The organism is Kitasatospora sp. DSM 101779, from assembly GCF_025655475.1.
Lineage (GTDB): Bacteria > Actinomycetota > Actinomycetes > Streptomycetales > Streptomycetaceae > Kitasatospora.
On record NZ_JAHTIK010000001.1, the window covers coordinates 7,760,642 to 7,782,280 of the forward strand.

Here is a 21,639-nt window from a genome sequence, read left to right on the forward strand (position 1 = left end):
AGCCGCCGATGCCTCTGTTGACCGGCGGGTTTCCCTTGACCAAGGACGGGATTGTGGACATCACCAGACGTCAGCTCGGCCGGCTCGCGGCGGTCGGCACGGGGGCGCTCCTGCTGCCGGGGCTGCTGTCACCGGGCCGGGCGGCGGCAACCGTGCCTCCGGCCGGGACGTGGGGCGACCAGGGCGACGGCACCTACGTCAACCCGGTCCTCCCGGGCGACTTCAGCGACTGGGACTGCATCCGGGTCGGCGCCGACTACTACGGCATCACCAGCACGTTCGGGTACTCGCCCGGCGTGGCAGTCCTGCACTCGACGGACCTGGTCAACTGGCGGACGCTCGGCGGCGTGGTCGGCGACGTCACCGCCGTCGGTCCGCTGCTGAACTGGGACCGGATGGCCCGCTTCGGCCGCGGCGTGTGGGCCGGGGCCATCCGTTACCACGCGGGGCGGTACTGGGTGTATTTCAACACGCCCGACGAAGGCTTCTTCATGTCGTCGGGCCCGTCGCCGGCCGGGCCGTGGGATCCGTTGACGGCGGTGTGGCGGACCTCCGGATGGGACGACCCGTGCCCCTTCTGGGACGACGACGGGCAGGGCTATCTGGTCACCTCGCACTACTCGGACGGCTACAAGATCCACCTGTTCAAGCTGTCCGAGGATGGCAAGTCGCTGGTCGGCCCGTCCACGGTGATCCACCAGTCGCCGGGCAGCGAGGCCAACAAGCTCTACAAGATCAACGGGCTCTACTACCACCTGTACAGCGAGGTGAAGCCCGAGGGCCGGGTCCTCATGATGAACCGCGGCTCCAGCCTTTACGGGCCGTTCGAGACCCGGCAGCTGGAGCACGTCAACTCCTCGGTGGACCGCGAGCCCAACCAGGGCGGGCTGGTGCAGGCTCCGGACGGCACCTGGTACTTCGTGACCCACCACGGCCACGGCGACTGGGAGGGGCGGTCGCTGTCCCTGCTGCCGGTGACCTGGGTGGACGGCTGGCCGATCCTGGGCCAGGTGGGTGCGGACGGCATCGGCAGCATGGTGTGGACGGGTCAGGTGCCCGCCGGCGGCACGCCCGGTCTGCCGGTCGACGCGCTGCCGGCCGTCGTGACCGGCGACCTGTTCGCCGACACCCGGCTCAAGCCGCAGTGGGAGTGGTACTACCAGCCGCGCGCGGACCACTGGTCCCTGACCGAACGCCCCGGCTACCTGCGGCTGAAGGCGTTCGCACCGCTGCTGGCCGACAACCTGACCAAGGTGGGCAACACCCTCACGCAACGCGTCCTGCGAACGGCGGGCGGCGCGACGGTGACCGTCCGCATCGAACTGGACGGCCTCGCCGACGGGCAGTTCGCCGGGCTGTGCCACTACGCGGCCACCTACGCGGGGCTGGGTGTCCGGTGCTCCGGGACCACCACCACGATCTCGCAGAACGTCAACGGCACCCTCACCGACGGTCCGGTGATCACGCAGAACGCCGTGTGGCTGCGCACCTCGTGGGACGTGAGCGGAGTCAGCCGGTTCTCCTACAGCCTCGACGGGAACACCTTCACCTCGTTCGGCGGCACCTACCAGCTCACCTGGGGCGGTTACCGGGGCGACCGGGTCGGCCTCTTCACCTACAACCCGAACGGCACCGGCCACGTCGACGTGGACTCGGTGCAGTACACCGTCGGACCCGCCAGGTCATACAAGATCGTCAGTGTGCGCAGCGGCAAGGTCGCCGACGTGGCCGGCGCTTCGAAGGCGGACGGCGCCGGCCTGGTCCAGTGGACCGACAAGGGCGCGCCGAACCAGCAGTGGACCTTCCAGTCCACGGCGGACGGCTACCACACCATCACGTGCGTCAACAGCGGCAAGGTCCTCGACGTGGCAGCCTCCTCGACGGCGGACGGCGCACGGGTCGTACAGGCCACCGCCGACGGCCGGGCGAGCCAGCAGTGGCAGCTGCGCCCGCAGGCCGGCGGCGAGTTCGTCCTGGTCAACCGCACCAGCGGCAAGGTGCTCGATGTCAGCGGGGGCGGTACGGCCGACGGCACCGCGCTCATCCAGTACTCCGACAGGGGAAGCACCAACCAGCGGTGGACTTTCCAGCGCGTCACCGGCTAGCTAGGAGCTGTCCGGCCGACCATTGGTGGGTGCGCCCGGTCGGTGGAGGTTGTCTGCGCGGCCCCATAGCCTGCGCCCATGACCACCGAGGAGTACCTCTCGACGATTGACTCGCTGGCCGTGCAGCCGTTCCCGGAGGTGACCTATGTCGACGCCTCCGGGGGAGGTGGACCAGAGCATCATGTGCGCGAACTGCAGGTCAGTCAGGACTTCTGGGATGACGACGACGGGCAGGCCCGGGTCGAGGCCGAAGCCGAACTGCAGGCCTGCCTCGACGACCTGGCGGCACGCCTGACGACTCGGTGGGGCAATGCGTTCGTCGTGGACCTCGGACCGTATCTCAGCGCCAGCTGCGAGGGAGAGCCGGTGCCCGAGCCGCTCGACTACCTCAGCCAACAGGTCGTGAGCATGCAGGTGTGGCCGCTCCCCGACAACGGTCGTTGGCTCGCGCTGGCGCTCGGCCAGGCCGACAAGGAGCTGCCACTCGTCCTGTCTGCCGCGGTCGGCCAGGCCTCCGCACTCGACTCGAACACGAGTGGCCGGTCATGAGCGGAGCCACACGATGACAGCTGCAGCTGAGACGGTGCCGAGGAACACGTAGCCTCGCTTGTCATACCGCGTAGCCACCGCACGGAGGTTCTTGAGCCTACTGACGGCTCGCTCGACGGAAGGCCGCCGCCCTCGGCGGTCGGGCCCTCGCCCGCGGCGGACACATCGGCCGTCTGCCCGGCCCACTGCACGACTGGTCCGAGTCCGGAGATCTGCCGGCGATTCCGGACGGCACGCGTGCGGCGGCAGGGGGCGGATTCCTCAGCCACCCGGTGGTGTCCGCGGGCGGACACCGTGGTGGAAGGCGTCGGCCCTCTTCCGTTGCGGTGCCGAGCGCGATCAGGGGGAGTGCCCGTGGCTTTCGCATGCCGGTTTCCGCTTCGGCGAGTCGCTGCGGAAGGCCGTGAGGCCGGAAAGCGTTGCTTTCCGGCCTCACGGTCGGTGCCTCGGGGTGGGTCACCCGGTCACTGGACGGTCCAGGCCTGGTGGGACTGGTTGATGGCGTTCGACTGGTCGGTGGTGGCGCCGTTGGTGGTCGACGCGCCGGTCACCTCCAGGACCTGCTTGCTCTCGAAATTGCGGAGCAGGTAGCCGCCGCTGGTCGGCTCGAAGTACCAGAGCTGGTTGTTGCCGGCGTTGTAGGAGTACTGGTCCGCGCCGGTCCCGCGCCAGTGGCTGTTCCACGGGATCTCGAGGGCCTTGCCGCTGTTCCGGTTCACGATCTTGTAGAGCTGGCCGGTGACCGGGACGATGTTCCACTGCTGGTTGGCGCCGCCGTTGTTCGGCCACTGGATGACGCTTCCGCCGTCGGTGGTGGACCCGCCGGACACGTCCGCGACCTGACCGCTGTTGACGTTCTTGATGGTGTAGTACGTCGACGGGTTGGTGCTCGGGGCGCCGGTCGAGGCCGCCTGCGCCCCGCCGGTCTGCTGGACGCTGAAGTCCGTGATGTAGAAGTAGCCGCCGTCGGTCTTGGCGACCCGCACGTAGCGGAAGGCCCGGCGGACGTCGATGTCGCCGGTGAGGGTCGAGGCGAACGGCAGGGTGTCGGTCTGGCGGCCGAGGACGGTGTAGCTGCCGAAGTTCGGGTCGTTGGAGCCGCGGACCTCGAAGTTGCCGCGGGTCGCGGACTGATCCAGGTCCTGACGGGTGGTCAGGACGAACTGGCCGAGCTGGTAGGGCTGGCCGAGGTCGACCTGCCACCAGGCCGAGGTGTCGGTGCCGGTGGGGGACCAGCCGGTCGCGCCGTTGTTGTCCACAGCCTTCGAGGGTTCGGTGCCGGTGCCGTAGACCGACGAGGAGGTCGCGGTCTTGTTCCAGGCGAGGTTGGGTACCAGGGTCATCCACTGGTAGCCGGACTCGAGGCCGGAGGCCTTGATCACCGTGTCGCCGGAGGTCGTGTTGTTGGTGAGGGTGACGTTGGCGCCGTTGCGGTTCTGGTTGATGAATCCGTCGGTGTGCGACAGGACGTTGTTCGAGAGGGTCATGTTGTCCGACCCCTCGTCCGTGTAGAGGCCGGCCACGGCCGAGCCGCAGGCGGCGGCGTTGCGCACCACGTCGTGGATGTAGTTGCCGTTGATGACCGTGCCCGGGTCGTTGGACAGGTGATAGATGGCGGCGGAGTCGCACAGCCGGTTCATCACGTTGCCGATCCGGTTGTAGCTGACGCTGTTGTTGCCCTCGGCGTTGGCCGCCGACTGCCAGCCCCAGCCGAGCGATATGCCTGCCCACGGGCCGTCGGAGATGTCGTTGTGGTCGATGGTGGTGCTGTTGACGAAGCCCGCGTTGATGGCCGCGGTGCCGAGGTAGTCCTCACCGGTCCGGGTGATCAGGTTGTTCTTGACGGTGACGCTCTTGACCACCTCCCGGGCGTCCTCGCCGGCCGGCGAGGACGGTGGGTTGTAGATGGTGTGGTACTCGACCGTCGGGTCGGAGAACTTGCCGACCATGATGCCGTTGCCGGCGATGTCGGAGATGTAGTTGCCGATGGCGCTGCTGTTGTGGACACCGTGCGAGAGGTCGAGCGCGGTGGAGCCCAGCTGCGAGAAGACGTTGTTGGTGACGGAGATGCGGTCGGTGTCGGCGGCCTGGACGGCGGCCGGCGGCCGGCCGACGTACTGCTGGTTGGAGGTGTTGGCCGAGATGTTGTAGGTGCCGCCCTGGGCGTTCAGGTAGCCGTTGTTGCTCGCCTCCATCCAGGTGGTCTGGGTGAAGGTGAGGCCGGAGAAGCGCAGGTCGTGGGCGGGGCTGTCGAGGCTGGTGCCCTTGACGTCGAAGAGCGTCTGGACGGTCGGCGCCTTCACGGAGGCGGTGGACATGTCCTCGCCGGGGCGGGGCTTGTAGTAGAGGGTCTGCGTGGTCGTGTCGACGTAGAACTCGCCCGGCTCGTTGAGGAACTCGTGGGCGTTCTCGAAGTGGAACGGCGAGTTGTTGGCGAGCTGCGGCCACGGGCGCTGGAAGAGGATGCCCGCCTCGTGGTCCTGGATCGAGATGCTGGCGGTGCTGCCCGCGGTGCTGATCGACTTCAGCCGCAGGTAGCTCTCGCCCCACTGCGTCTCCAGCATCATCTCGACCTGGTTCAGGTTGCCCCAGTTCGAGACCTGCGAGCTGGGCACCCTCAGCAGCTTGTTGGTCGTGTCGCTGCCCTGCAGGTTGAAGTCGGTGCCGGAGTCGGGGTAGCGGGCGCGGGTGGCGCGGACCCCGTTGACGTACAGCTGCCGGAAGTTGGTGGTTCCGATGGACGCCTTGTACTCGCCGTTGGCGGCGGCGGTCCAGCCGGTGATCGACTTGCCGCCGCTGATCACGGGTGTCTCACCGTTGTACGCCTGGTAGACCACCGTGTGGCCGTTGGTGCCCGAGTCGGCGGTGCCGAAGGTGACGGGGCCGGTGAGGGTGTAGGTACCTCCGCGCAGGTTCACGACGATGTCGTCGGCCATGTTCGCGTTGATCGCCCGGACCGCGTTCTGGGCGGCCTGGACGGTCCTGAACGCCGAGGCGGTGCTGGTTCCGGAGTTGCTGTCGCTGCCGTTGACGGGGTCGACGTAGAAGTTCGTCGCGGCCGCGTAGGCGGGTTGAGCGGGCAGGGCGGCCGCGAGGGCGACCACTGCCGCTGTCATCGCCTTGACCGTCACCGCACCGATGCGTCGGGGTCTCATCTGTGGTGTCCCTCCTCCAAGCCCCGGTGGCTTATGAGTTGCATTTATCGAGCCGGACGAGTAACTCTGTCAAGACAATAGACATGCCTATTTTTCACGAACGGAACACCACTGACATGGGAGTGCATCATGCTGGGGAGGTGAATACTGCAGGTGAGACGCTATGGGTGGTGGTGTCCGGCAGACCTGCGGCCAAAAATAAGTCGTATTCATTGTGCGCTGGCGGAAGATGAAGACCCGTACGTCTCAGGAGCCGAGTCGGACCTTGTGCGCGCGTTGAGCGCGCTGCCGTCCAGGACGTCGGTCAGGCCTGCGGGCATCCGGACCTCGGCGGGTCGCCAGCACCCGTTGTGCACCACGTGGGACCCGGCGCCCGTCGGGGGCGGTGCCGGTGCTGACGGTGACGGACGCGGGCAGGTCATGCCGCCGGCGACGGCGACCGGCACCAGCCAGGCAGCCGGCTCCCTGGGCGAGGTCGCGGCCGGGCACGGTGCCGACGCAGGTCACCCGACCCCAGCCGTGGCGCCGGGCGGTGACGGTGGGCCAGGGAGCAGGCGGCGGGTGCGCGGCCGTCGCGTCGGACGGCCCGCAGCCGGGTGCGTCACGGGCAGGCGTCGTGCGCGGACTACGGCTGCCCCCGGAGCACGTACCGTCAGACGGCCGCTGCGGGCCCCCGGCGCCGCGACACCGACCGCGTCCAGGGCAGGGCCGCCCACGGCGATCCCGCACCCGCTGCCGTCCGGCCGCTGAGCTGGTCCGTCGCGGCATGTCCGCCCAGGACATCGCGGCTGCCGCGGAATTGCCGTCATCCCTGTCCGCCGGCTGCTGCGCACCCCGGAGCGTCTGCCGGCCCGGATCGCCCCGCAGCACCGCCGAGGCCGTCCTCGGCGTCCCACTGCCCAGGCGTGACCAACCCCCGGCCCTGGCCGGCCGTTCGCGGTGGAGGTCGCTGAAGTCACCCGGGTCATCGAATGAGTGGGCCCGGACAGGTCCCATCGGTACCCGAGTCTTGACACCGGTCTCCACCACCCCCCAAGATCGCCCTGTGAACCTGTCAGACAGCCAGACAGGTGGATCGATCCCGCGGCGCGTCAGCGCAATGGAAGCGGTGTTCGGCCACCTGCGCAGCGCCATCGAGCACGGCGTGTACGCCGTGGGTGACAAGCTCCCCTCGGAGGCGGAGCTCTGCCGGACCCTGGAGGTAAGCCGACCCGTGTTGCGGGAGGCACTCCGGGCCTTGCAGACCATGGGCCTGACCGTCTCGAGGACCGGCAAGGGAACCTTCGTCGTGGCGAGCACGGTCGAGGACCCCACCTTCGGCGACTACGCGGCCAGCGACCTCCTTGAGGTGCGCAGGCACGTCGAGATCCCGGTCGCGGGCTATGCGGCGCTGCGCCGCACTCCGGAAGACCTGGACCACCTGGGCCACCTTCTCGACCGGATGGAGCGGGAGACCGACACCACCGCGTGGGTCGCGCTGGACACCGTCTTCCACCTGGCGGTGGCCGAGGCCTCCGGCAACCCGGTGTTCCGCCGGGTCATCGAGGAGATCCGCGACGCACTGGCGCGTCAGTCGACATTCCTCAACGAGCTCGGCGGCCGTCGCGAGCAGTCGAACTGCGAGCACCGGGCGATCGTCGAAGCCCTGATCGACGGTTCCGAAGACGACGCGGTGGAGGCCATGTCCCACCACCTCCGTCAGGTCGAGACGACCCTCACCGACATCGTGCGCCCCAAGCGCACGGCGTCCCCCACGGAAGGCATACCCGAGGCGTGAGCGAGCAGTTCCTCAAGGACGAGAAGCGCCCCACGACCCGTCACATCGATGCCGGCGACGCCGGCTACAGCAAGTCCCTGAAACCCCGGCACGTCAACATGATCGCTATCGGCGGAGCGATCGGCACCGGCCTCTTCCTCGGTGCGGGCGGACGGCTCGCCGATGCCGGACCCTCCCTGTTCGTGGCGTACGCCGTCTGCGGCGTCTTCGCGTTCCTCGTCGTTCGCGCCCTCGGCGAGCTGGTCCTGTACCGCCCCTCCTCGGGCGCCTTCGTCTCGTACGCCCGGGAGTTCCTGGGGGAGAAGGGCGCGTACACGGCGGGGTGGATGTACTTCCTCAACTGGGCGACCACCGGTATCGCCGACATCACCGCGGTGGCTACGTACACCCACTACTGGCACCTGTTCTCCGACGTCCCGCAGTGGGTGATCGCGCTGGTGGCCCTGGCGGTGGTGCTCACCGTCAACCTCATCTCGGTGCGGATCTTCGGCGAGCTGGAATTCTGGTTCGCGGTCGTGAAGGTGGGCGCGCTGGTGCTCTTCATGGGTGTCGCGATCTTCCTGCTGGTCACCCGGCACCCGGTCGACGGTGCCGTGCCCGGCCCGTCCCTGGTCGTGGCCAACGGCGGCGTCTTCCCCAACGGCCTGCTTCCGATGCTGTTGATCATCCAGGGCGTCGTCTTCGCCTACGCCTCGGTGGAACTCGTCGGCGTCACGGCGGGCGAGACCGAGAACCCCGAGAAGATCATGCCGAAGGCGATCAACTCGATCATGTGGCGGGTGGGCCTCTTCTACGTCGGCTCGGTCCTCCTGCTGTCGATGCTGATGCCGTGGAACAAGTACTCCGCCGGCCAGAGCCCGTTCGTGACGGTGCTCTCCCACATCGGCGTCCCGGCGGCCGGCAGCGTGATGAACCTGGTCGTGCTCACCGCGGCGATGTCCTCACTCAACTCCGGCCTCTACTCCACCGGCCGCATCCTGCGCTCCATGGCCGTCAACGGGTCGGCACCCCGCTTCACCGCCCGGATGAGCCGCAGTCAGGTCCCCTACGGCGGCATCCTGCTGACCAGCGGCATGTGCGTGCTCGGGGTGGGCCTCAACTTCGTGGTGCCCGCCGACGCCTTCGAGATCGTGCTCAACCTCGCTGCGATCGGCATCCTCGCCACCTGGGGCATGATCATGGTCTGCCACCTCCTGTTCTGGCGGAAGACCCGCGACGGCGAACTGACCCGGCCCGGCTACCGCCTGCCCGGCTCGCCGTGGACCGAGCTCGTGACCCTGGCCTTCCTCGCCTCCGTCCTGGTCCTCATGTACGCCGACGGCGGCGCCGGACGCACCACGGTGCTGTGCGTACCGCTGATCGCCGCAGCGCTGGTCGCCGGCTGGTACTCGATCCGCGGGCGCATCGCGCGCGCCGCCGACCGCGCCGACGGCTGAATCCCGCGCGGCCGGGCGCTCCCACCGGACCGCCGTACGTCCGCCGCCCGCACGCACCCGGGGCAGCAGCCCCACGCCACCACCGATCGAGGCAGTCATGCTCAGCAGTCCCCCGGCGGCCGCGCCCCCGATCCGCGAGCCCCGCCACGCGCCCGTCGCCCATGTCACCCGTGGCGGCCTGGTCGAGGGCGTCCACTACGGCTCCGTCGTCGTCCTCGGCACCGATGGTGAGGTCCGGTTCGAGCTGGGCGACACCGAGGCCGCCTGCTACCCGCGATCGGCCCTCAAACCGCTGCAGGCCGTCGCCATGGTCAGGGCGGGGCTGCCGCTCGACGGCGACCTGCTCTCCCTCGCGATGGGCAGCCACTCCGGCGAGGAGCGCCACCTCGCCGGCACTCGGCGGATCCTGGCGCTCGCCGGCCTCACCGAGGACGACCTGCGCAACGTCCCCGACCTGCCGTACGGTCAGGCCGTCCGCGACGCCTGGGTGCGCGAGGGCCGTCCGCCGTCGCGGCTCGCGCAGAACTGCTCCGGCAAGCATGCCGCGATGCTCTACCTCTGCACGCTCAACGGCTGGCCCCTGCAGACGTACCTGGACCCGGCCCACCCGCTCCAGACGGCGATCGCCGAGGCCGTCGAGGAGCTCACCGGCCAGCGCATCGCGCACGTCACCGTCGACGGCTGCGGTACCCCGCTGTTCGCCGTCTCCCTTCAGGGCATCGCCCGTGCCGCCGCCCGCATCGCCACCGCGGTGCCGGGCAGCCCCGAGTTCCGAGTGGCGGACGCGCTGCGAGGGCACCCGGAGATGGCCTCCGGCACCGGGCGGGACGTGGCCGAGCTGATGCGGGCGGTGCCGGGACTGCTGGCCAAGGACGGCTTCGAGGGCGTTCAGACCGCAGCACTGCCGGACGGCCGCGCCGTCGCTGTGAAGATCGCCGACGGCGCGAACCGGGCACGGGTCCCTGTCGCGGCGGCCGCGCTGGCCCTCGCGGGAGTCGATGCCCGGCTGCTGACCCCGTTCGCCGGCGACCCGGCGACCGGTGGCGGCCGTCCCGTCGGCGGCGTCCGGCCCGTGGCAGCGCTGGACCCGTCGGCGCTGCCCTCCCCGGCGTGACCTCACCCACCGCTCCAGGAAGAAGAAGAGGACCAACACCCCCATGACCGCCGCCACCCGCAGCGAGCACGACCTGCTCGGAGACCGCGAGGTCCCCGCCGATGCCTACTGGGGCGTCCACACCCTGCGCGCCACCGAGAACTTCCCCATCACCGGTACGCCCATCTCCGCATACCCGCACCTGATCGACGCGCTGGCCGCCGTGAAGGAGGCCGCCGCGCTCGCCAACGAGGAACTCGGCCTGCTGGAACCCGCGAAGGCCGCGGCGATCGTCGCCGCCTGCCGCGAGATCCGCGACGGCAAGCTGCACGACCAGTTCGTCGTCGACGTCATCCAGGGCGGTGCCGGCACCTCGACCAACATGAACGCCAACGAGGTCGTCGCCAACCGGGCACTGGAACTGCTCGGCCACGCCAAGGGCGAGTACCGGCACCTGCACCCCAACGAGGACGTCAACCTCGCCCAGTCCACCAACGACGTCTACCCGACCGCCGTCCGAATCGCGACCGTGTTCGCCGTTCGGGGCCTGCTCGACGCGATGGCCGTCCTCCAGGAGGCCTTCGCCCGCAAGGCCGTCGAGTTCCGCGACGTGCTCAAGATGGGCCGCACCCAGCTGCAGGACGCCGTGCCGATGACCCTCGGACAGGAGTTCTCCGCCTTCGCCGTCATGCTGGAGGAGGACCGCAGCCGCCTCGCGGAGGCCGTCGAGCTGATCCACGAGATCAACCTCGGTGCGACCGCCATCGGCACCGGCCTCAACGCCCCCGCCGGCTACGCCGAGTGCGCCCGACGCCACCTCGCCGGCCTCACCGGGCTGCCCCTGGTCACGGCGGCCAACCTGGTCGAGGCCACCCAGGACTGCGGCGCATTCGTCCAGATGTCCGGTGTGCTCAAGCGGATCGCCGTGAAACTGTCCAAGACCTGCAACGACCTCCGCCTGCTGTCTTCCGGCCCGCGCGCAGGCCTCGGCGAGATCAACCTGCCGCCGGTGCAGGCCGGTTCGAGCATCATGCCCGGCAAGGTCAACCCGGTGATCCCCGAGGTCGTCAACCAGGTCGCCTTCGAAGTGATCGGCAACGACATTGCGGTCACCATGGCCGCCGAGGCCGGCCAGCTGCAGCTCAACGCCTTCGAGCCGATCATCCTCCACTCACTGTCCGAGTCGATCACCCACCTCAGCGCGGCCTGCCGCATCCTCGCCGAGCGGTGCGTCACCGGCATCACGGCCAACACCGAGGCGCTCCGGGCTACCGTCGAGAACTCCATCGGCCTGGTGACCGCCCTCAACCCCTACATCGGGTACACGGCCGCGACGGACATCGCCAGGGAAGCCCTTGCCAGCGGCCGGGGCGTGGCCGAACTCGTCCTCGAAAAGGGCCTCCTTCCGGCCGGGACCCTGTCCGGCCTGCTGCGGCCCGAGGTGATCGCAGGGACCGACACAGCCCTGGCCCGATGACGGGAACAGCGGGGACGGCGGAGACGGTCGAGGGCCGCGCATCACACGCGGACCTCTGACCGCTGGGGGAGCCGAGGGCGCCCGGCGGGGACCGACCGCCGCACCCGCCGGGCCCCGGATCTCCTGCGTCACGCGCCGACCAGGCGCCACGATGATGCCGTGTGAAGGCCGGGCCGGCCGGCCGAAGCCGATGAAGTGGATGTGTCGGGGCGGGGGTGACGGGTCGTCAACGGCGACCCGGGCCGGCTTTCCGCGCCGGTGGGGTGTGGAGGGACGGTCGGCGCGGTGTTCGTTGCGGTGGCCGGCGCCGGCCGTGGGGGCCACGGGTCCCGGGCGAGGCTTTGCCGCAGGGCGTCGAGGTGGGCGAGGCGGGTGTCGATGGCGGCGATGGCCGCGGAGCCGGTCTCGTGGACCCGGCGTTCGAGGTCCGTGATCTTGTCCTGGATGCGCTGCCAGCGTTCTTCGGTGGTGTCGGGGGTGCGGTCAGGCGCGTCGTTGGTCGCTGTCATGGCGGAGGCGGTCGGTGTGGTGGGTGAGGTGGTCGAGGCGGGTGGCGAGGTCGGCGTGGGCCGGGCCGAGGTGGGGGCGCATGCCGTTCAGCGGTGCGACGAGGTCGGCAGGGTCGGGCGTGCCGAGGGCGGTGGCGAGGGCGGCCCGGGCAGGCCGTGCCCCGGCGGGCAGGTCGGTGAGGGCGCTGATCTGGGCCGCGAGGACGCGCAGGTCGGCGGCGTTGTCGCGGGCCCAGGCGGTGACCGTTCGCTCGGCGGCCCGGCGGTCGCGGACGGCTTTCACGCGCTCGGCGCCGGTCTCCTCGCCGGTGGAGCCGCGGGCGGGTTTGAGGCGCAGGTAGCGGTTCTCGGCGGCCTGGCGGCTGGCGACGCCCATGGGGTGGGCGAGCTCCGCCCACGTGGCGCCGGCTTCCCGGGCGGTTTCCACGAGTCCGGCTTCCCAGCCGGCGAGTTGGGTGCGTACCTCGCGCAGCAGCAGCAGGGCGGCCAGGGCCTGCTCGGGGCCGTCCTGCGCCTCGGGGGCGGCGGGAGTCCGGGGCGCGGGGTTCTGGGCGGTGCGGACGGCGTCGTCTATGGCGGCCAGCGCGGATGCGGCCGCGAGGAACGAGGCGGGCTCGACCGGCTGGGGAGGACCAGCGGCGGGTCTGCGGGGCTTCTCACTCATGCAGTCACTCTATAGGCGACGCGTCGACTTGTCATCGGATGGATGACGCGCTAGAAAGGTGTCAGGTGAAGCGCACTGGCACCCATTCGATCAGTGGAGGTGTTTCGCGATGCTGCTGCGCACTGACCCGTTCCGCGAGCTGGACCGCCTGACCCAGCAGTTCATCAACACGACCGGCACGTGGTCCCGGCCGACCCCGATGCCGATGGACGCCTATCGCGCCGGCGACGAGTACGTGATCTGCTTCGACCTGCCGGGCGTGGACCCGGAGGCGATCGACATCGACGTCGAGCGGAACATGGTGACCGTCAAGGCCGAGCGCCGCCCGCGCCAGGAAGGCGACGGCGTGAAGTGGGAGCTGTCCGAGCGCCCGCTCGGCATCTTCTCCCGCCAGGTCATGCTCTCCGACACCCTCGACCCCGCCGGGATCAGCGCCGACTACGACGCCGGCGTGCTGACCCTGAAGATCCCGGTCGCCGAGAAGGCCAAGCCTCGCAAGATCGCGATCGCCCACAACGGCGACCGCAAGCAGATCCGGGCCTGACCGCTCCCCGATGCCGTTCCGTGCCGCCCCCGATCTCTCCCCCCTCGGTCGAAGGGGCGGCCGGAACACCCCCCGACCGCCGGACACCCTCGCCGAGTCCGGCCCACCCGCTGAGACGGGGCAACGCCGTGAACGGCCAGAGAGCAGCGAACCCTTCGTGGTGCGGGCACACGGCGAGATCGACCCCGACACCGCCCCGCGCTCGCGCGGCGAGCCGGCAGCCCGCGCACGGGTCGCACCGGGAGACGGTGCTCGAGCGCCGGAGGTGACGTTCATGGACTGCGCGGGCCCGGGCGCCCCTGTCCGGGCCCGCAACCAGGCCGACCGCAGCGGCAGGCGCCCGGCCCTGCGCGGAACCAGCCGCTGCCCGGTGCGGCCGCACAAGCTCACCGGTGTGCACCGGCGCCTGACCGTCGAGCCCTGACCGGCGCCCGGTCGCACCGGCCCTTGGGACGAAGGGAGAACCGCGGTGACTCTTCGATGGGAGGCGTTCCTGGAGGAAGTCCAGGAACGCGGTGAGTACGACACCCCGCAGGAGGCCGAGCGCGCCGCCCGGGTCGTCCTGGCCCTGCTCGGCGCCCACCTGGTCGGCGACGTGCGCGCCGAACTGGCCGCCCGCCTGCCCGAGACGATGGCCCTGATCCTGCTCAACCCCCTGCAGGCCGCCGAGCCGCTCAGCCGGGAACGCTTCGTACGGGCGACCGCGGCCTGGATCGAGGGCGCCACCGAAGCCACGGCCCTGTGGGACATCGGCGCCGTCCTGTCCACGGTGGCCGACGCCGCCGGCGACGACCTCACCGGGCGCATCCTGCTCCAGCTGCCACCCGGCTACGACCTGCTGTTCGGCCGCCGGACCGCAGGGACCCGACCCTGACCACCCCTCACGCGCCGCTGGCCCGCCGGCGGCCAGCCCCTGGAAGGCCCCACGGTCATGACCCGCCACCGCCACCTTCTCCAGCAGGTCCGCAACCTCGGCCGCTACACCACCGACGAGGAAGCCGAACGCGTCCTGGACGCCGTCCTGGCCCTCCTCGGCACCCAGCTGACCGGAGACGAACGCTGCGACCTCGCCGCGGTGCTGCCCGAACGGGCCCGCGCCGTCTTTGCCGCCCAGATCCCCCTGCCCCGTCCCATCACCGCCCCCGCCTTCGTCGAGAGCCTCGCCCACACTCTGGGCACCAGCCTGACCGCCGCCCGCTGGGACGCCTCCTCCGTCCTGGCCGCCCTCACCACCCTCACCGACGACAACCTCACCGACCGCCTCCTCGCCCACCTGCCCCGCGGCTACGCCCTGCTGTTCGGCCGCGCGGACCTGGCGGCCGTCGCCTGAAGCAGCGGGTCCGACCCGCCGGCGCGGGAGCGCTTCGACGGCGGGCCTTCGTTTCGGCGATCGCGTCCTCTCGGCCGAGGCCACCGGCCCGGGGCAGGCTTGCGAACGGACACCTTTCCCCGGCCGGAAGGGAGCCCTCATGTCCTCCCGGAACGGCACACGCTCCGAAAACGCGGGTGTCTGCGTGCCGCTGCTGCGGATCACCACCACGACCATCAGCGGCACCGCCCAGGTCCTCCACCTCCACGGCGAGAGCGACCACGACCAGCGCCGGCGGCTGGAGAGCGCGCTCGAGCGTGCCGTGGCCGAGTGCCCGCCCCGACTGGTCGTGGACCTCGCAGGCCTCACCTTCTGTGACTCCACCTGCCTCAACGCGCTCCTCAAGACCCGGATCGCCTCCTGCGCCGCCGGCATTCCACTCGTGCTCGCGGCACCCACCCCCCAGACCTGCCGACTGCTGGAGATCACCGGCGCCGACGAGGTGCTCACCATCCACGACAGCGTCCGCGCCGCCCTGGCCACCACCGAACCGCACACCGGATGAGGCGAGGCGACCGATGGACAGACCCCGGCGCTACGCGGTCACCCTGCCCGGCCCGCCCGGTCGGCACGGGCCGCCCGAGGTCGTCGTCGTCCATCCCACCGGCGCGTACACCGCTGCCGGGGCGCCGGTGTACGCAGATGAGGCGGGCGCATTCCGGGTGGCGATCGAAGGAGAGGCGGCCCGGCCGCTCACCGCGATGCCGGGGCCCGGCCGCCATACCTGCCTTCACGCCGTGCCACTGCCCTGACCCGGTGCTCGCCGCCCTCGGTTCCCGGGCACCAAGACCGGATCTTCGTCACCGCCGCCGCTGCCCTCGGCTGTTCGCGCTGACACGCGATCATGACCTCGGTGGTGAGAGCAGGCCCTGTCCTGGGAGAACGAGGCAGTCTGGCCGTACCGCCCGCACCGGCCGGCGGGAGCCAGCGTGTCACATGGCGCCGACGCCACCCCGGGGGCATCCTGTGGGCACTTGCGATCGCGGGAACCAACGCGAGAAGGGTCCAACGATGCCGGTGTCGTCGCAGGGCGTAACGGTCGTGGCGCTCCTCGCGGACCCGGACGCGCCGACGGAGATCGCTCAGCGCATGGCCCGGACACTTCCTGACCGGCTCGCCGACAAGTCAGGCCAGGGGCGACGGTTCGACGTCGAGGTGGTCAGTGAGCCCTTCACCTCGGGGACCGAGGACCCGCCCACCTTGATGCGCCGGATCATGGACCGTGGGCGTGCGGAGAACTGGGACATCGTCGTGGCCCTCACCGACCTTCCGCTGCACTCACACGGGCGCAGGCTCGCTGTGTGTCTGAATCACCAAGACGGCTTGGTGCTGCTCTCCCTTCCTTCACTGGGGGGCCTGCGGCTGCAGACGAGGGCCCGGCAGGCCGTTGAGGAAGCCGTGCTCGGCCTGGCGGGTCCGCAAACCACTGGGGATGAAGGACCTCTGCGACGTCAGCCGCTTCCGGGGCCCGTCGTCAATCGACTCCCGCCTGTTCATGCGGGCCAATCCGGTGAGAGGGAGACCGACGATGTTCGGTACGTCGTCAGCGGGCCGCGCGGTTACCTGCGGGTGCTCGCCGGTATGGTCCGCGCCAACCGGCCGTGGCGGTTGGTGACGGGCTTGTCGAAAGCCCTGGCGGCCGCACTGGCCACGGGAGCAGTCGCCACCGTGAACTCCACCGTCTGGAGCCTGGCCGCGTCCCTGAGCACGCCACGCCTCGTGATCGCCACGGTCGGGTCTGTGGCGACCATGATCGGCTGGCTGATCGTGGACGCGAACCTGTGGCATCGATCACCGGAGAGCTCGCCGGAGGCGAGGCAGAGGGCGGCTCTCTACAACGCCTCTACCGTCGTGACCGTGGGGATCGGGGTGCTCGTCTGCTACGTGGGTTTGATGGTCATCAACTGGGTGTGGGCGCTGTTCATCCTCAACGACCGAGTGTTCGCTTCCATGACACGTACCCCGCTCAACGCCACGGAGTACTGGACGTTGTCCTGGTTTGTCGCCTCGGTCGCCACCGTTGGCGGCGCCCTCGGATCGGGCTTGGAGAGCGACGAGGCGATCCGGGCAGCCGCCTACTCCAAGCGCGAACAGGAACGTCGCAAACTGCTGCACGACGACCACGGTGACCAGTGACCGCATGCGGGCCGGCCGGGGCTCGTACCGGTGAGTTCGCGTCCTGGACCCGCGGGAGGCCGGCAGTCGTGTCAGCCGATCTGTGGCAGGTCCTCGCGCGAAGGGCCGGGCCAGCACCGCGCGGCGCTGCTCCGAGGCGGTCTGACGGTGACGGAGCGGCTGCTCGCAGGATCGTCACCCGACGTGACCACCACGGGCTCGCCCGCGACTCAACGCGGTGGGTTTGGGTCGAGCACGTTGCGGATGTGGGTGGCAATGTGCAGGTTGAGGCGTGTCTCGACGACGCCGAGGTCGTGGCCGGTGATCTCGCCGATGCGCTGGAGGCGGTAGCGGACCGTGCTGCGGTGGATGAGGAGCATCTCAGAGGTCGCGTCGTAGCTGCAGCCGCTCTCCAGGTAGCGCGAGAGTGTCATCACCAGCTCGGTGTGGTGCTGGGCGTCGTAGTCCAGCAGGCGGCCCAGCCATACGTGGACGAAGAGGTCGGCTTCCCGCTCGCCTTCGCCGGTGCCCATCATGCGGCACAGGCCCAGCTCGTCGAAGGCGGTACTGCCGTACGGGTCCTGGGAACGGCGGCGGACGGCGAGGGCACGGACGGCCTCGTCGTAGGACTGCGGCAGATCGGCGAGGACCTCGCACCGGCCGCCGACCCCGATCGCGCCTGCGCCGGTGCCCAGGCCCTCCGAGACGGCCCTGTACAGCTCCTCTCCCGGATCACGCGGGTCCTCACCGGCCACCAGGACGACCGCTGTCGCGCCACGAGAGCCGATGAGCACGTCCCGGCGCAGCCGCTCCGCCGCCCGTGTCACCGCGTCGCAGAGCACGGCCCCCTCGGGTGCCCCCGGCCACTCCAGTACGGCGACTCTGTGCGGCCGGTGCAGGTCGTGGCCCAGGGCTGCTGCCTGGGTGAAGGCGTCCTCGGTCCCCTCGCCTGAGACCAGCTGGTCGACCAGGTCGCGGCGCAGCCGGGGCTCCAGCTCAGCCAGTCTGCGCTCGTGGAAGAGAAGGGGGGCCAGCACCCGAGCGGCCTGTTCGAGCGCCGATGTGTCCGCTTCCGCCGCCCGCTGGTCCGGATCATCCAGCACGACGACACCGAGCAGGTCTCCCGCCATCTCTATGGGCATGACCAGCCGGTCACGGTCCCGGACGGCGCCGGGCTGGCGCCGCGCGCGGTGCATCAGGGCGTCCCGGCGCCGGTTCTCCGACCCGGGGCGGGTTCCGCTGCCGACTCCCCTCTGGGGGCCACCTCCGGGGGGGCCCGCCCAGGCCCGCGGATTGCCGAAGCGGTCCTCGGTGAGGGCCGCGAATCCTGTGTGCTCGTGCAGGGTCTGGAGGATTCCCGCCTCGCCCCTGCCGGAGACGGCGGCGCGGGAGAGCGCATCATAGGTGGCGAGCCGCGAGGCCAGGGCGAAGGCAGTTCTCTTGCCGAGAGCCACGGCGGGTGACCCGTCCTCGCGCTCCGGCGGGTTCCCGGCATCAAACGGGTCCCCGCTCCCCGGCATGTCCTCCGACCCGGCGGCTGGCTCGCCGCGGCGCCTGGTGAGACGCGCGAGGACTATCCCGGTCTGCCGCGCGAGCAGATCGGTCAGGGCGGTCTCCTCGGCCGAGGGTGTGGTCAGGGACCGGACGACGAGATAGCCGAGGCAGGTTTCCCGGTACCGCAGTGCGATGGCCCGCACCCACAGTCCGCCCGGCTTGTGCAGGTGGCGGCTGCGGCCGTCCAGAGAGTCGATCCGCCGGTCGAGCAGGTCGGCGGCCACCACGTCGGCAGCGGCTGCTTCAGCTGGGGCCTCGCCGGCCCGGCTCCCCTCAGGTTCCCACGCCCCATCCCCCGGCCGGGCGACCGCGGAGGAAGCCACCCGGCGTGGTGAGCAGCGCCGCGCCAGACCGTTGTGGATGGCATAAGCCGCTTCGGCGATGAAAGGGCCGGTGGCGGCGATCGCTGCCATGCCCCCCCACAGCACCTCGCGCTCGTCCTCACCGTCGAGCATGACCGTCACCAGGCGTAGCAGTGCGTGTTGCGCGGCCGCCGGCTGCGGGACGGGGTGGAGGGGACCGGCGGTCGGAGAAGGCACAGCGTCCATAGCAAGTCCATTTGCACTCGACAGCGGCCTCCCTGGGTTACACGCTACGCCGCTCGACACGCGTTCCCACGACCGAACCGTTTCGGTCCCCGTCCTCGGGGACCGGAACCGCAGCGCGGATTGGTCCTGCCGAGGCGAGGAAGTGCGCCGCGTACCGCGCGAGGCTGCTCCTTGGTGTGGCATGCCGTCGGTACGCCTGGCTGCCCGCCGGCCGGTCCCGCGTCGCGACGGAGGAGATTCCCATGGCGAAGGCAGTTGGCATCGATCTCGGCACCACCAACTCGGTCATCGCGGTCTGGGAGGGCGGTGAGCCCTCGGTCGTCCCGAATGCGGAGGGGGCCAGGACGACCCCGTCGGTGGTCGCCTTCTCCGATGACGGCCAGCGGCTGGTCGGACAGCTCGCGCGCCGGCAGTCGATCCTCAACCCCAAAGGCACCATCACCTCCGCGAAGCGGTTCATCGGACGTCGCTACGACGAGATCTCCGACGAGGCCAAGGCGGTCTCCTTCGACGTCGTCGAGGGGCCCGGCGGGGTGGCCCGCTTCGAGGTGAGGGGAAAGCAGTACGCGCCGGAGGAGATCAGCGCGCAGGTGCTGCGCAAGCTCGCCGACGATGCCGGGAAGTCGCTCGGCGAGAAGGTGACCGAGGCGGTCATCACCGTACCTGCCTACTTCAACGACGCCCAGCGCCAGGCCACCAAGGACGCCGGGAGGATCGCCGGCCTCGACGTGCTGCGGATCATCAACGAGCCGACCGCCGCGGCGCTGGCCTACGGGCTGGACAAGAAGGGCCACGAGACGGTCATGGTCTTCGACCTCGGCGGCGGCACGTTCGACGTCAGCCTGCTGGACGTCGGCGACGGTGTGGTGGAGGTCCGCGCCACGGCGGGCGACTCCCACCTGGGCGGCGACGACTTCGACCGCCGTCTGGTGGACCACCTGGCGGACGGCTTCCAGAAGGCCGAGGGCATCGACCTGCGCAAGGACCCGCAGGCTCTGCAGCGACTGTTCGAGGCGGCCGAGAAGGCGAAGACCGAGCTGAGTTCGGTCAGCCAGACCCAGGTGAGCCTGCCGTTCATCACGGCGGACGCCTCCGGGCCGAAGCACCTCACCGAGACGGTCCGCCGCTCCACCTTCGAGCAGATCACCTCGGACCTGGTGGAGCGTTGCCTCGAGCCGGTCAGGACCGCGATGGGCGACGCCAAGGTCACCGACAACGACATCGACGAGGTCATCCTCGTCGGCGGCTCGACCCGCATTCCGGCCGTGCAGAACCTGGTCCGCCGGCTGACCGGCGGCAAGGACCCGAACATGAGCGTCAACCCCGACGAGGTCGTGGCGCTGGGCGCCGCCATCCAGGCCGGCGTGCTCAAGGGCGAGGTCAAGGACGTCCTGCTGCTGGACGTCACCCCGCTGTCGCTGGGCGTGGAGACAGCCGGCGGCGTGATGACCAAGATCATCGATCGGAACACCACCATCCCCGCCCGCCGGTCCGAGACCTTCTCGACGGCTGAGGACAACCAGCCGGCCGTGGATATCGTCGTGCTCCAGGGCGAACGCGAGCTGGCCGCCGACAACCGGGTGCTGGGCCGCTTCCGGTTGGAGAACCTGCGGCCGGCCCGGCGCGGGGAGACCCAGATCGAGGTCACCTTCGACATCGACGCCAACGGCATCCTCAAGGTCAGCGCCAAGGACCGGGACACTGGCGCCGAGCAGTCGATCACCATCAGTGAGGGCTCCAACCTCGACCCCGCCGAGGTCGAGCGGATGATCAACGAGGCCGAGAGCAACCGCACCAGCGACCTGGCCCTGCGCGAGGCGATCGACGCCCGCAACGAGCTCGACGCCGCCGCATACCAGGTGGAGCGCCGATTGGACGACCTCGGCGACGCCGCTCCGGAGCACGAGCGCGCCCGCGCCCAACTGCTCATCGACGAGGCCCGTTCCGCTGTCAAGGAGGAGGCGCCGACGGAACGATCCCGGAGCCTGGCCTCCGAACTCCAGCAGATCTACGCGGCGCTGGCCGCCCACGCCGCCGGACCGGGCGAAGCCGGGGGCGGAACCCCGCCCGGCGCGGCGGCGCCCGGCCAGGGTGCCAAGGGCGGCTCCCCGCGGGGCGACGACGACGTCATCGACGCCGAATTCGACAGGAGCTGAGGCGGCGACATGTCCGATAAGGAACAGACGCGTCCCGCCGAGGACCGCTCTCCTCCCGAGCCCGAGCAGACGTCGCCGAAGCGGACGCCCACACCGCAGACGATCCCACGGGCCCCCGAAGCCGGGGAGCAGGAGCAGCCGCCCCGCCGCCCCGAGGTCGAGGAGCTGGAGGATCGGTGGCGGCGAGCCCTCGCTGACCTCGACAACCTCCGCAAGCGTTACGCCCGTGAGCTTCCCCGGGAACGGGAGGCTGAGCGGGCCAAGGTGGCCGCGGCGTTCCTCCCGGTCGTCGACAACCTCGAACTGGCCCTCGCCCACGCGGGCGCCGACGACCCCGGCACGATCGTCAGCGGAGTCCGGGCGGTACGCGACCAGGCAGTCGAGGTGCTGAGAAGCCTCGGCTACCCCCGGTACGACGAGACCGGCGTCCCGTTCCACCCAGAGCAGCACGAGGTGGTGTCCGTGGTGGATGGACCGGACACAACTGCGGGCACCGTCGTCCAGGTGCTGCGGCCCGGGTACGGCGAACCCGGCCACCAGCTGCGGCCGGCCGCGGTAGCGGTCAGCCGCAAGCAGGAGTGAGCCCGC

General features: G+C 70.6%; 18 protein-coding genes. 15 read left to right on the forward strand and 3 right to left on the reverse strand.

What is annotated here, in order from left to right:
- The first annotated feature begins 53 nt into the window (after positions 1-53).
- Positions 54-2,105 (forward strand): family 43 glycosylhydrolase, encoded by a 2,052-nt coding sequence (locus KSNIM_RS35455; protein ID WP_263107287.1) that lies wholly within the window; start codon positions 54-56, stop codon positions 2,103-2,105.
- A 78-nt stretch (positions 2,106-2,183) separates the two neighbouring features.
- Positions 2,184-2,654, forward strand: a complete 471-nt coding sequence (locus KSNIM_RS35460) for a hypothetical protein (protein WP_263107288.1) — start codon at positions 2,184-2,186, stop codon at positions 2,652-2,654.
- Positions 2,655-3,118: 464 nt separating this feature from the next.
- Here the strand turns inward: KSNIM_RS35460 and KSNIM_RS35470 are convergent, their stop codons facing one another.
- Positions 3,119-5,809, reverse strand: coding sequence for an RICIN domain-containing protein (locus KSNIM_RS35470; protein WP_263107289.1), 2,691 nt, complete (start codon positions 5,807-5,809; stop codon positions 3,119-3,121).
- Positions 5,810-6,908: 1,099 nt separating this feature from the next.
- Between KSNIM_RS35470 and KSNIM_RS35475 the strand changes: the two genes are divergently transcribed.
- The 4 genes from KSNIM_RS35475 (at position 6,909) to aspA (ending at position 11,592) form a co-directional block, all read left to right on the forward strand.
- Positions 6,909-7,586, forward strand: coding sequence for a FadR/GntR family transcriptional regulator (locus KSNIM_RS35475; protein ID WP_263108235.1), 678 nt, complete (start codon positions 6,909-6,911; stop codon positions 7,584-7,586).
- Complete coding sequence (locus KSNIM_RS35480) at positions 7,583-9,022, forward strand: amino acid permease (RefSeq protein ID WP_263107290.1); 1,440 nt, start codon at positions 7,583-7,585, stop codon at positions 9,020-9,022. The genes KSNIM_RS35475 and KSNIM_RS35480 overlap by 4 nt, the downstream gene beginning before the upstream one ends.
- 97 nt (positions 9,023-9,119) lie before the next feature.
- On the forward strand, positions 9,120-10,136 hold the full coding sequence (locus tag KSNIM_RS35485; RefSeq protein ID WP_263107291.1) for an asparaginase: 1,017 nt from the start codon (positions 9,120-9,122) through the stop codon (positions 10,134-10,136).
- A 43-nt stretch (positions 10,137-10,179) separates the two neighbouring features.
- Positions 10,180-11,592, forward strand: a complete 1,413-nt coding sequence (gene aspA, locus KSNIM_RS35490) for an aspartate ammonia-lyase (RefSeq protein ID WP_263107292.1) — start codon at positions 10,180-10,182, stop codon at positions 11,590-11,592.
- A 483-nt stretch (positions 11,593-12,075) separates the two neighbouring features.
- Here aspA and KSNIM_RS35495 read toward each other — a convergent pair whose 3' ends face one another.
- Positions 12,076-12,765 carry a type III effector protein gene (locus KSNIM_RS35495; RefSeq protein WP_263107293.1) on the reverse strand — a complete coding sequence of 230 codons (690 nt, stop codon included), beginning with the start codon at positions 12,763-12,765 and terminating at the stop codon, positions 12,076-12,078.
- 109 nt (positions 12,766-12,874) lie between these two features.
- On the opposite strand from KSNIM_RS35495, the gene KSNIM_RS35500 reads away from it, so the two are divergent.
- From KSNIM_RS35500 to KSNIM_RS35530, 7 genes are all read left to right on the forward strand, one after another.
- Positions 12,875-13,309: an Hsp20/alpha crystallin family protein gene (locus tag KSNIM_RS35500; RefSeq protein WP_263107294.1), complete on the forward strand. Its 435-nt coding sequence runs from the start codon at positions 12,875-12,877 to the stop codon at positions 13,307-13,309.
- A gap of 274 nt (positions 13,310-13,583) precedes the next feature.
- Positions 13,584-13,733, forward strand: coding sequence for a hypothetical protein (locus KSNIM_RS35505; protein ID WP_263107295.1), 150 nt, complete (start codon positions 13,584-13,586; stop codon positions 13,731-13,733).
- 45 nt (positions 13,734-13,778) lie between these two features.
- Positions 13,779-14,183, forward strand: coding sequence for a DUF2267 domain-containing protein (locus KSNIM_RS35510; RefSeq protein WP_263107296.1), 405 nt, complete (start codon positions 13,779-13,781; stop codon positions 14,181-14,183).
- Positions 14,184-14,240: 57 nt separating this feature from the next.
- Complete coding sequence (locus tag KSNIM_RS35515) at positions 14,241-14,639, forward strand: DUF2267 domain-containing protein (protein WP_263107297.1); 399 nt, start codon at positions 14,241-14,243, stop codon at positions 14,637-14,639.
- Positions 14,640-14,778: 139 nt separating this feature from the next.
- Positions 14,779-15,183: an STAS domain-containing protein gene (locus KSNIM_RS35520; protein ID WP_263107298.1), complete on the forward strand. Its 405-nt coding sequence runs from the start codon at positions 14,779-14,781 to the stop codon at positions 15,181-15,183.
- Positions 15,184-15,196: 13 nt separating this feature from the next.
- Positions 15,197-15,430 (forward strand): DUF6296 family protein, encoded by a 234-nt coding sequence (locus tag KSNIM_RS35525; RefSeq protein ID WP_263107299.1) that lies wholly within the window; start codon positions 15,197-15,199, stop codon positions 15,428-15,430.
- Between the two features lie 259 nt (positions 15,431-15,689).
- Positions 15,690-16,814, forward strand: a complete 1,125-nt coding sequence (locus KSNIM_RS35530; RefSeq protein WP_263107300.1) for a hypothetical protein — start codon at positions 15,690-15,692, stop codon at positions 16,812-16,814.
- Between the two features lie 209 nt (positions 16,815-17,023).
- Here KSNIM_RS35530 and KSNIM_RS35535 read toward each other — a convergent pair whose 3' ends face one another.
- Positions 17,024-18,574: a PucR family transcriptional regulator gene (locus KSNIM_RS35535; RefSeq protein ID WP_263107301.1), complete on the reverse strand. Its 1,551-nt coding sequence runs from the start codon at positions 18,572-18,574 to the stop codon at positions 17,024-17,026.
- Positions 18,575-19,137: 563 nt separating this feature from the next.
- On the opposite strand from KSNIM_RS35535, the gene dnaK reads away from it, so the two are divergent.
- Together dnaK and KSNIM_RS35545 are read left to right on the forward strand one after the other, a co-directional pair.
- Positions 19,138-21,051, forward strand: a complete 1,914-nt coding sequence (dnaK, locus tag KSNIM_RS35540; RefSeq protein ID WP_263107302.1) for a molecular chaperone DnaK — start codon at positions 19,138-19,140, stop codon at positions 21,049-21,051.
- A gap of 9 nt (positions 21,052-21,060) precedes the next feature.
- Complete coding sequence (locus tag KSNIM_RS35545) at positions 21,061-21,633, forward strand: nucleotide exchange factor GrpE (RefSeq protein ID WP_263107303.1); 573 nt, start codon at positions 21,061-21,063, stop codon at positions 21,631-21,633.
- Positions 21,634-21,639 lie beyond the last annotated feature (6 nt).

What these genes read in the sequence shown, in the direction of transcription:
- KSNIM_RS35460 (WP_263107288.1), top strand. Translation starts at nt 2,184, where the DNA reads ATGACCACCGAGGAGTACCTCTCGACGATTGACTCGCTGGCCGTGCAG.
- KSNIM_RS35470 (WP_263107289.1), bottom strand. Translation starts at nt 5,809, where the DNA reads ATGAGACCCCGACGCATCGGTGCGGTGACGGTCAAGGCGATGACAGCG.
- KSNIM_RS35475 (WP_263108235.1), top strand. Translation starts at nt 6,909, where the DNA reads ATGGAAGCGGTGTTCGGCCACCTGCGCAGCGCCATCGAGCACGGCGTG.
- KSNIM_RS35485 (WP_263107291.1), top strand. Translation starts at nt 9,120, where the DNA reads ATGCTCAGCAGTCCCCCGGCGGCCGCGCCCCCGATCCGCGAGCCCCGC.
- aspA (WP_263107292.1), top strand. Translation starts at nt 10,180, where the DNA reads ATGACCGCCGCCACCCGCAGCGAGCACGACCTGCTCGGAGACCGCGAG.
- KSNIM_RS35495 (WP_263107293.1), bottom strand. Translation starts at nt 12,765, where the DNA reads ATGAGTGAGAAGCCCCGCAGACCCGCCGCTGGTCCTCCCCAGCCGGTC.
- KSNIM_RS35500 (WP_263107294.1), top strand. Translation starts at nt 12,875, where the DNA reads ATGCTGCTGCGCACTGACCCGTTCCGCGAGCTGGACCGCCTGACCCAG.
- KSNIM_RS35505 (WP_263107295.1), top strand. Translation starts at nt 13,584, where the DNA reads ATGGACTGCGCGGGCCCGGGCGCCCCTGTCCGGGCCCGCAACCAGGCC.
- KSNIM_RS35515 (WP_263107297.1), top strand. Translation starts at nt 14,241, where the DNA reads ATGACCCGCCACCGCCACCTTCTCCAGCAGGTCCGCAACCTCGGCCGC.
- KSNIM_RS35520 (WP_263107298.1), top strand. Translation starts at nt 14,779, where the DNA reads ATGTCCTCCCGGAACGGCACACGCTCCGAAAACGCGGGTGTCTGCGTG.
- KSNIM_RS35525 (WP_263107299.1), top strand. Translation starts at nt 15,197, where the DNA reads ATGGACAGACCCCGGCGCTACGCGGTCACCCTGCCCGGCCCGCCCGGT.
- KSNIM_RS35530 (WP_263107300.1), top strand. Translation starts at nt 15,690, where the DNA reads ATGCCGGTGTCGTCGCAGGGCGTAACGGTCGTGGCGCTCCTCGCGGAC.
- dnaK (WP_263107302.1), top strand. Translation starts at nt 19,138, where the DNA reads ATGGCGAAGGCAGTTGGCATCGATCTCGGCACCACCAACTCGGTCATC.
- KSNIM_RS35545 (WP_263107303.1), top strand. Translation starts at nt 21,061, where the DNA reads ATGTCCGATAAGGAACAGACGCGTCCCGCCGAGGACCGCTCTCCTCCC.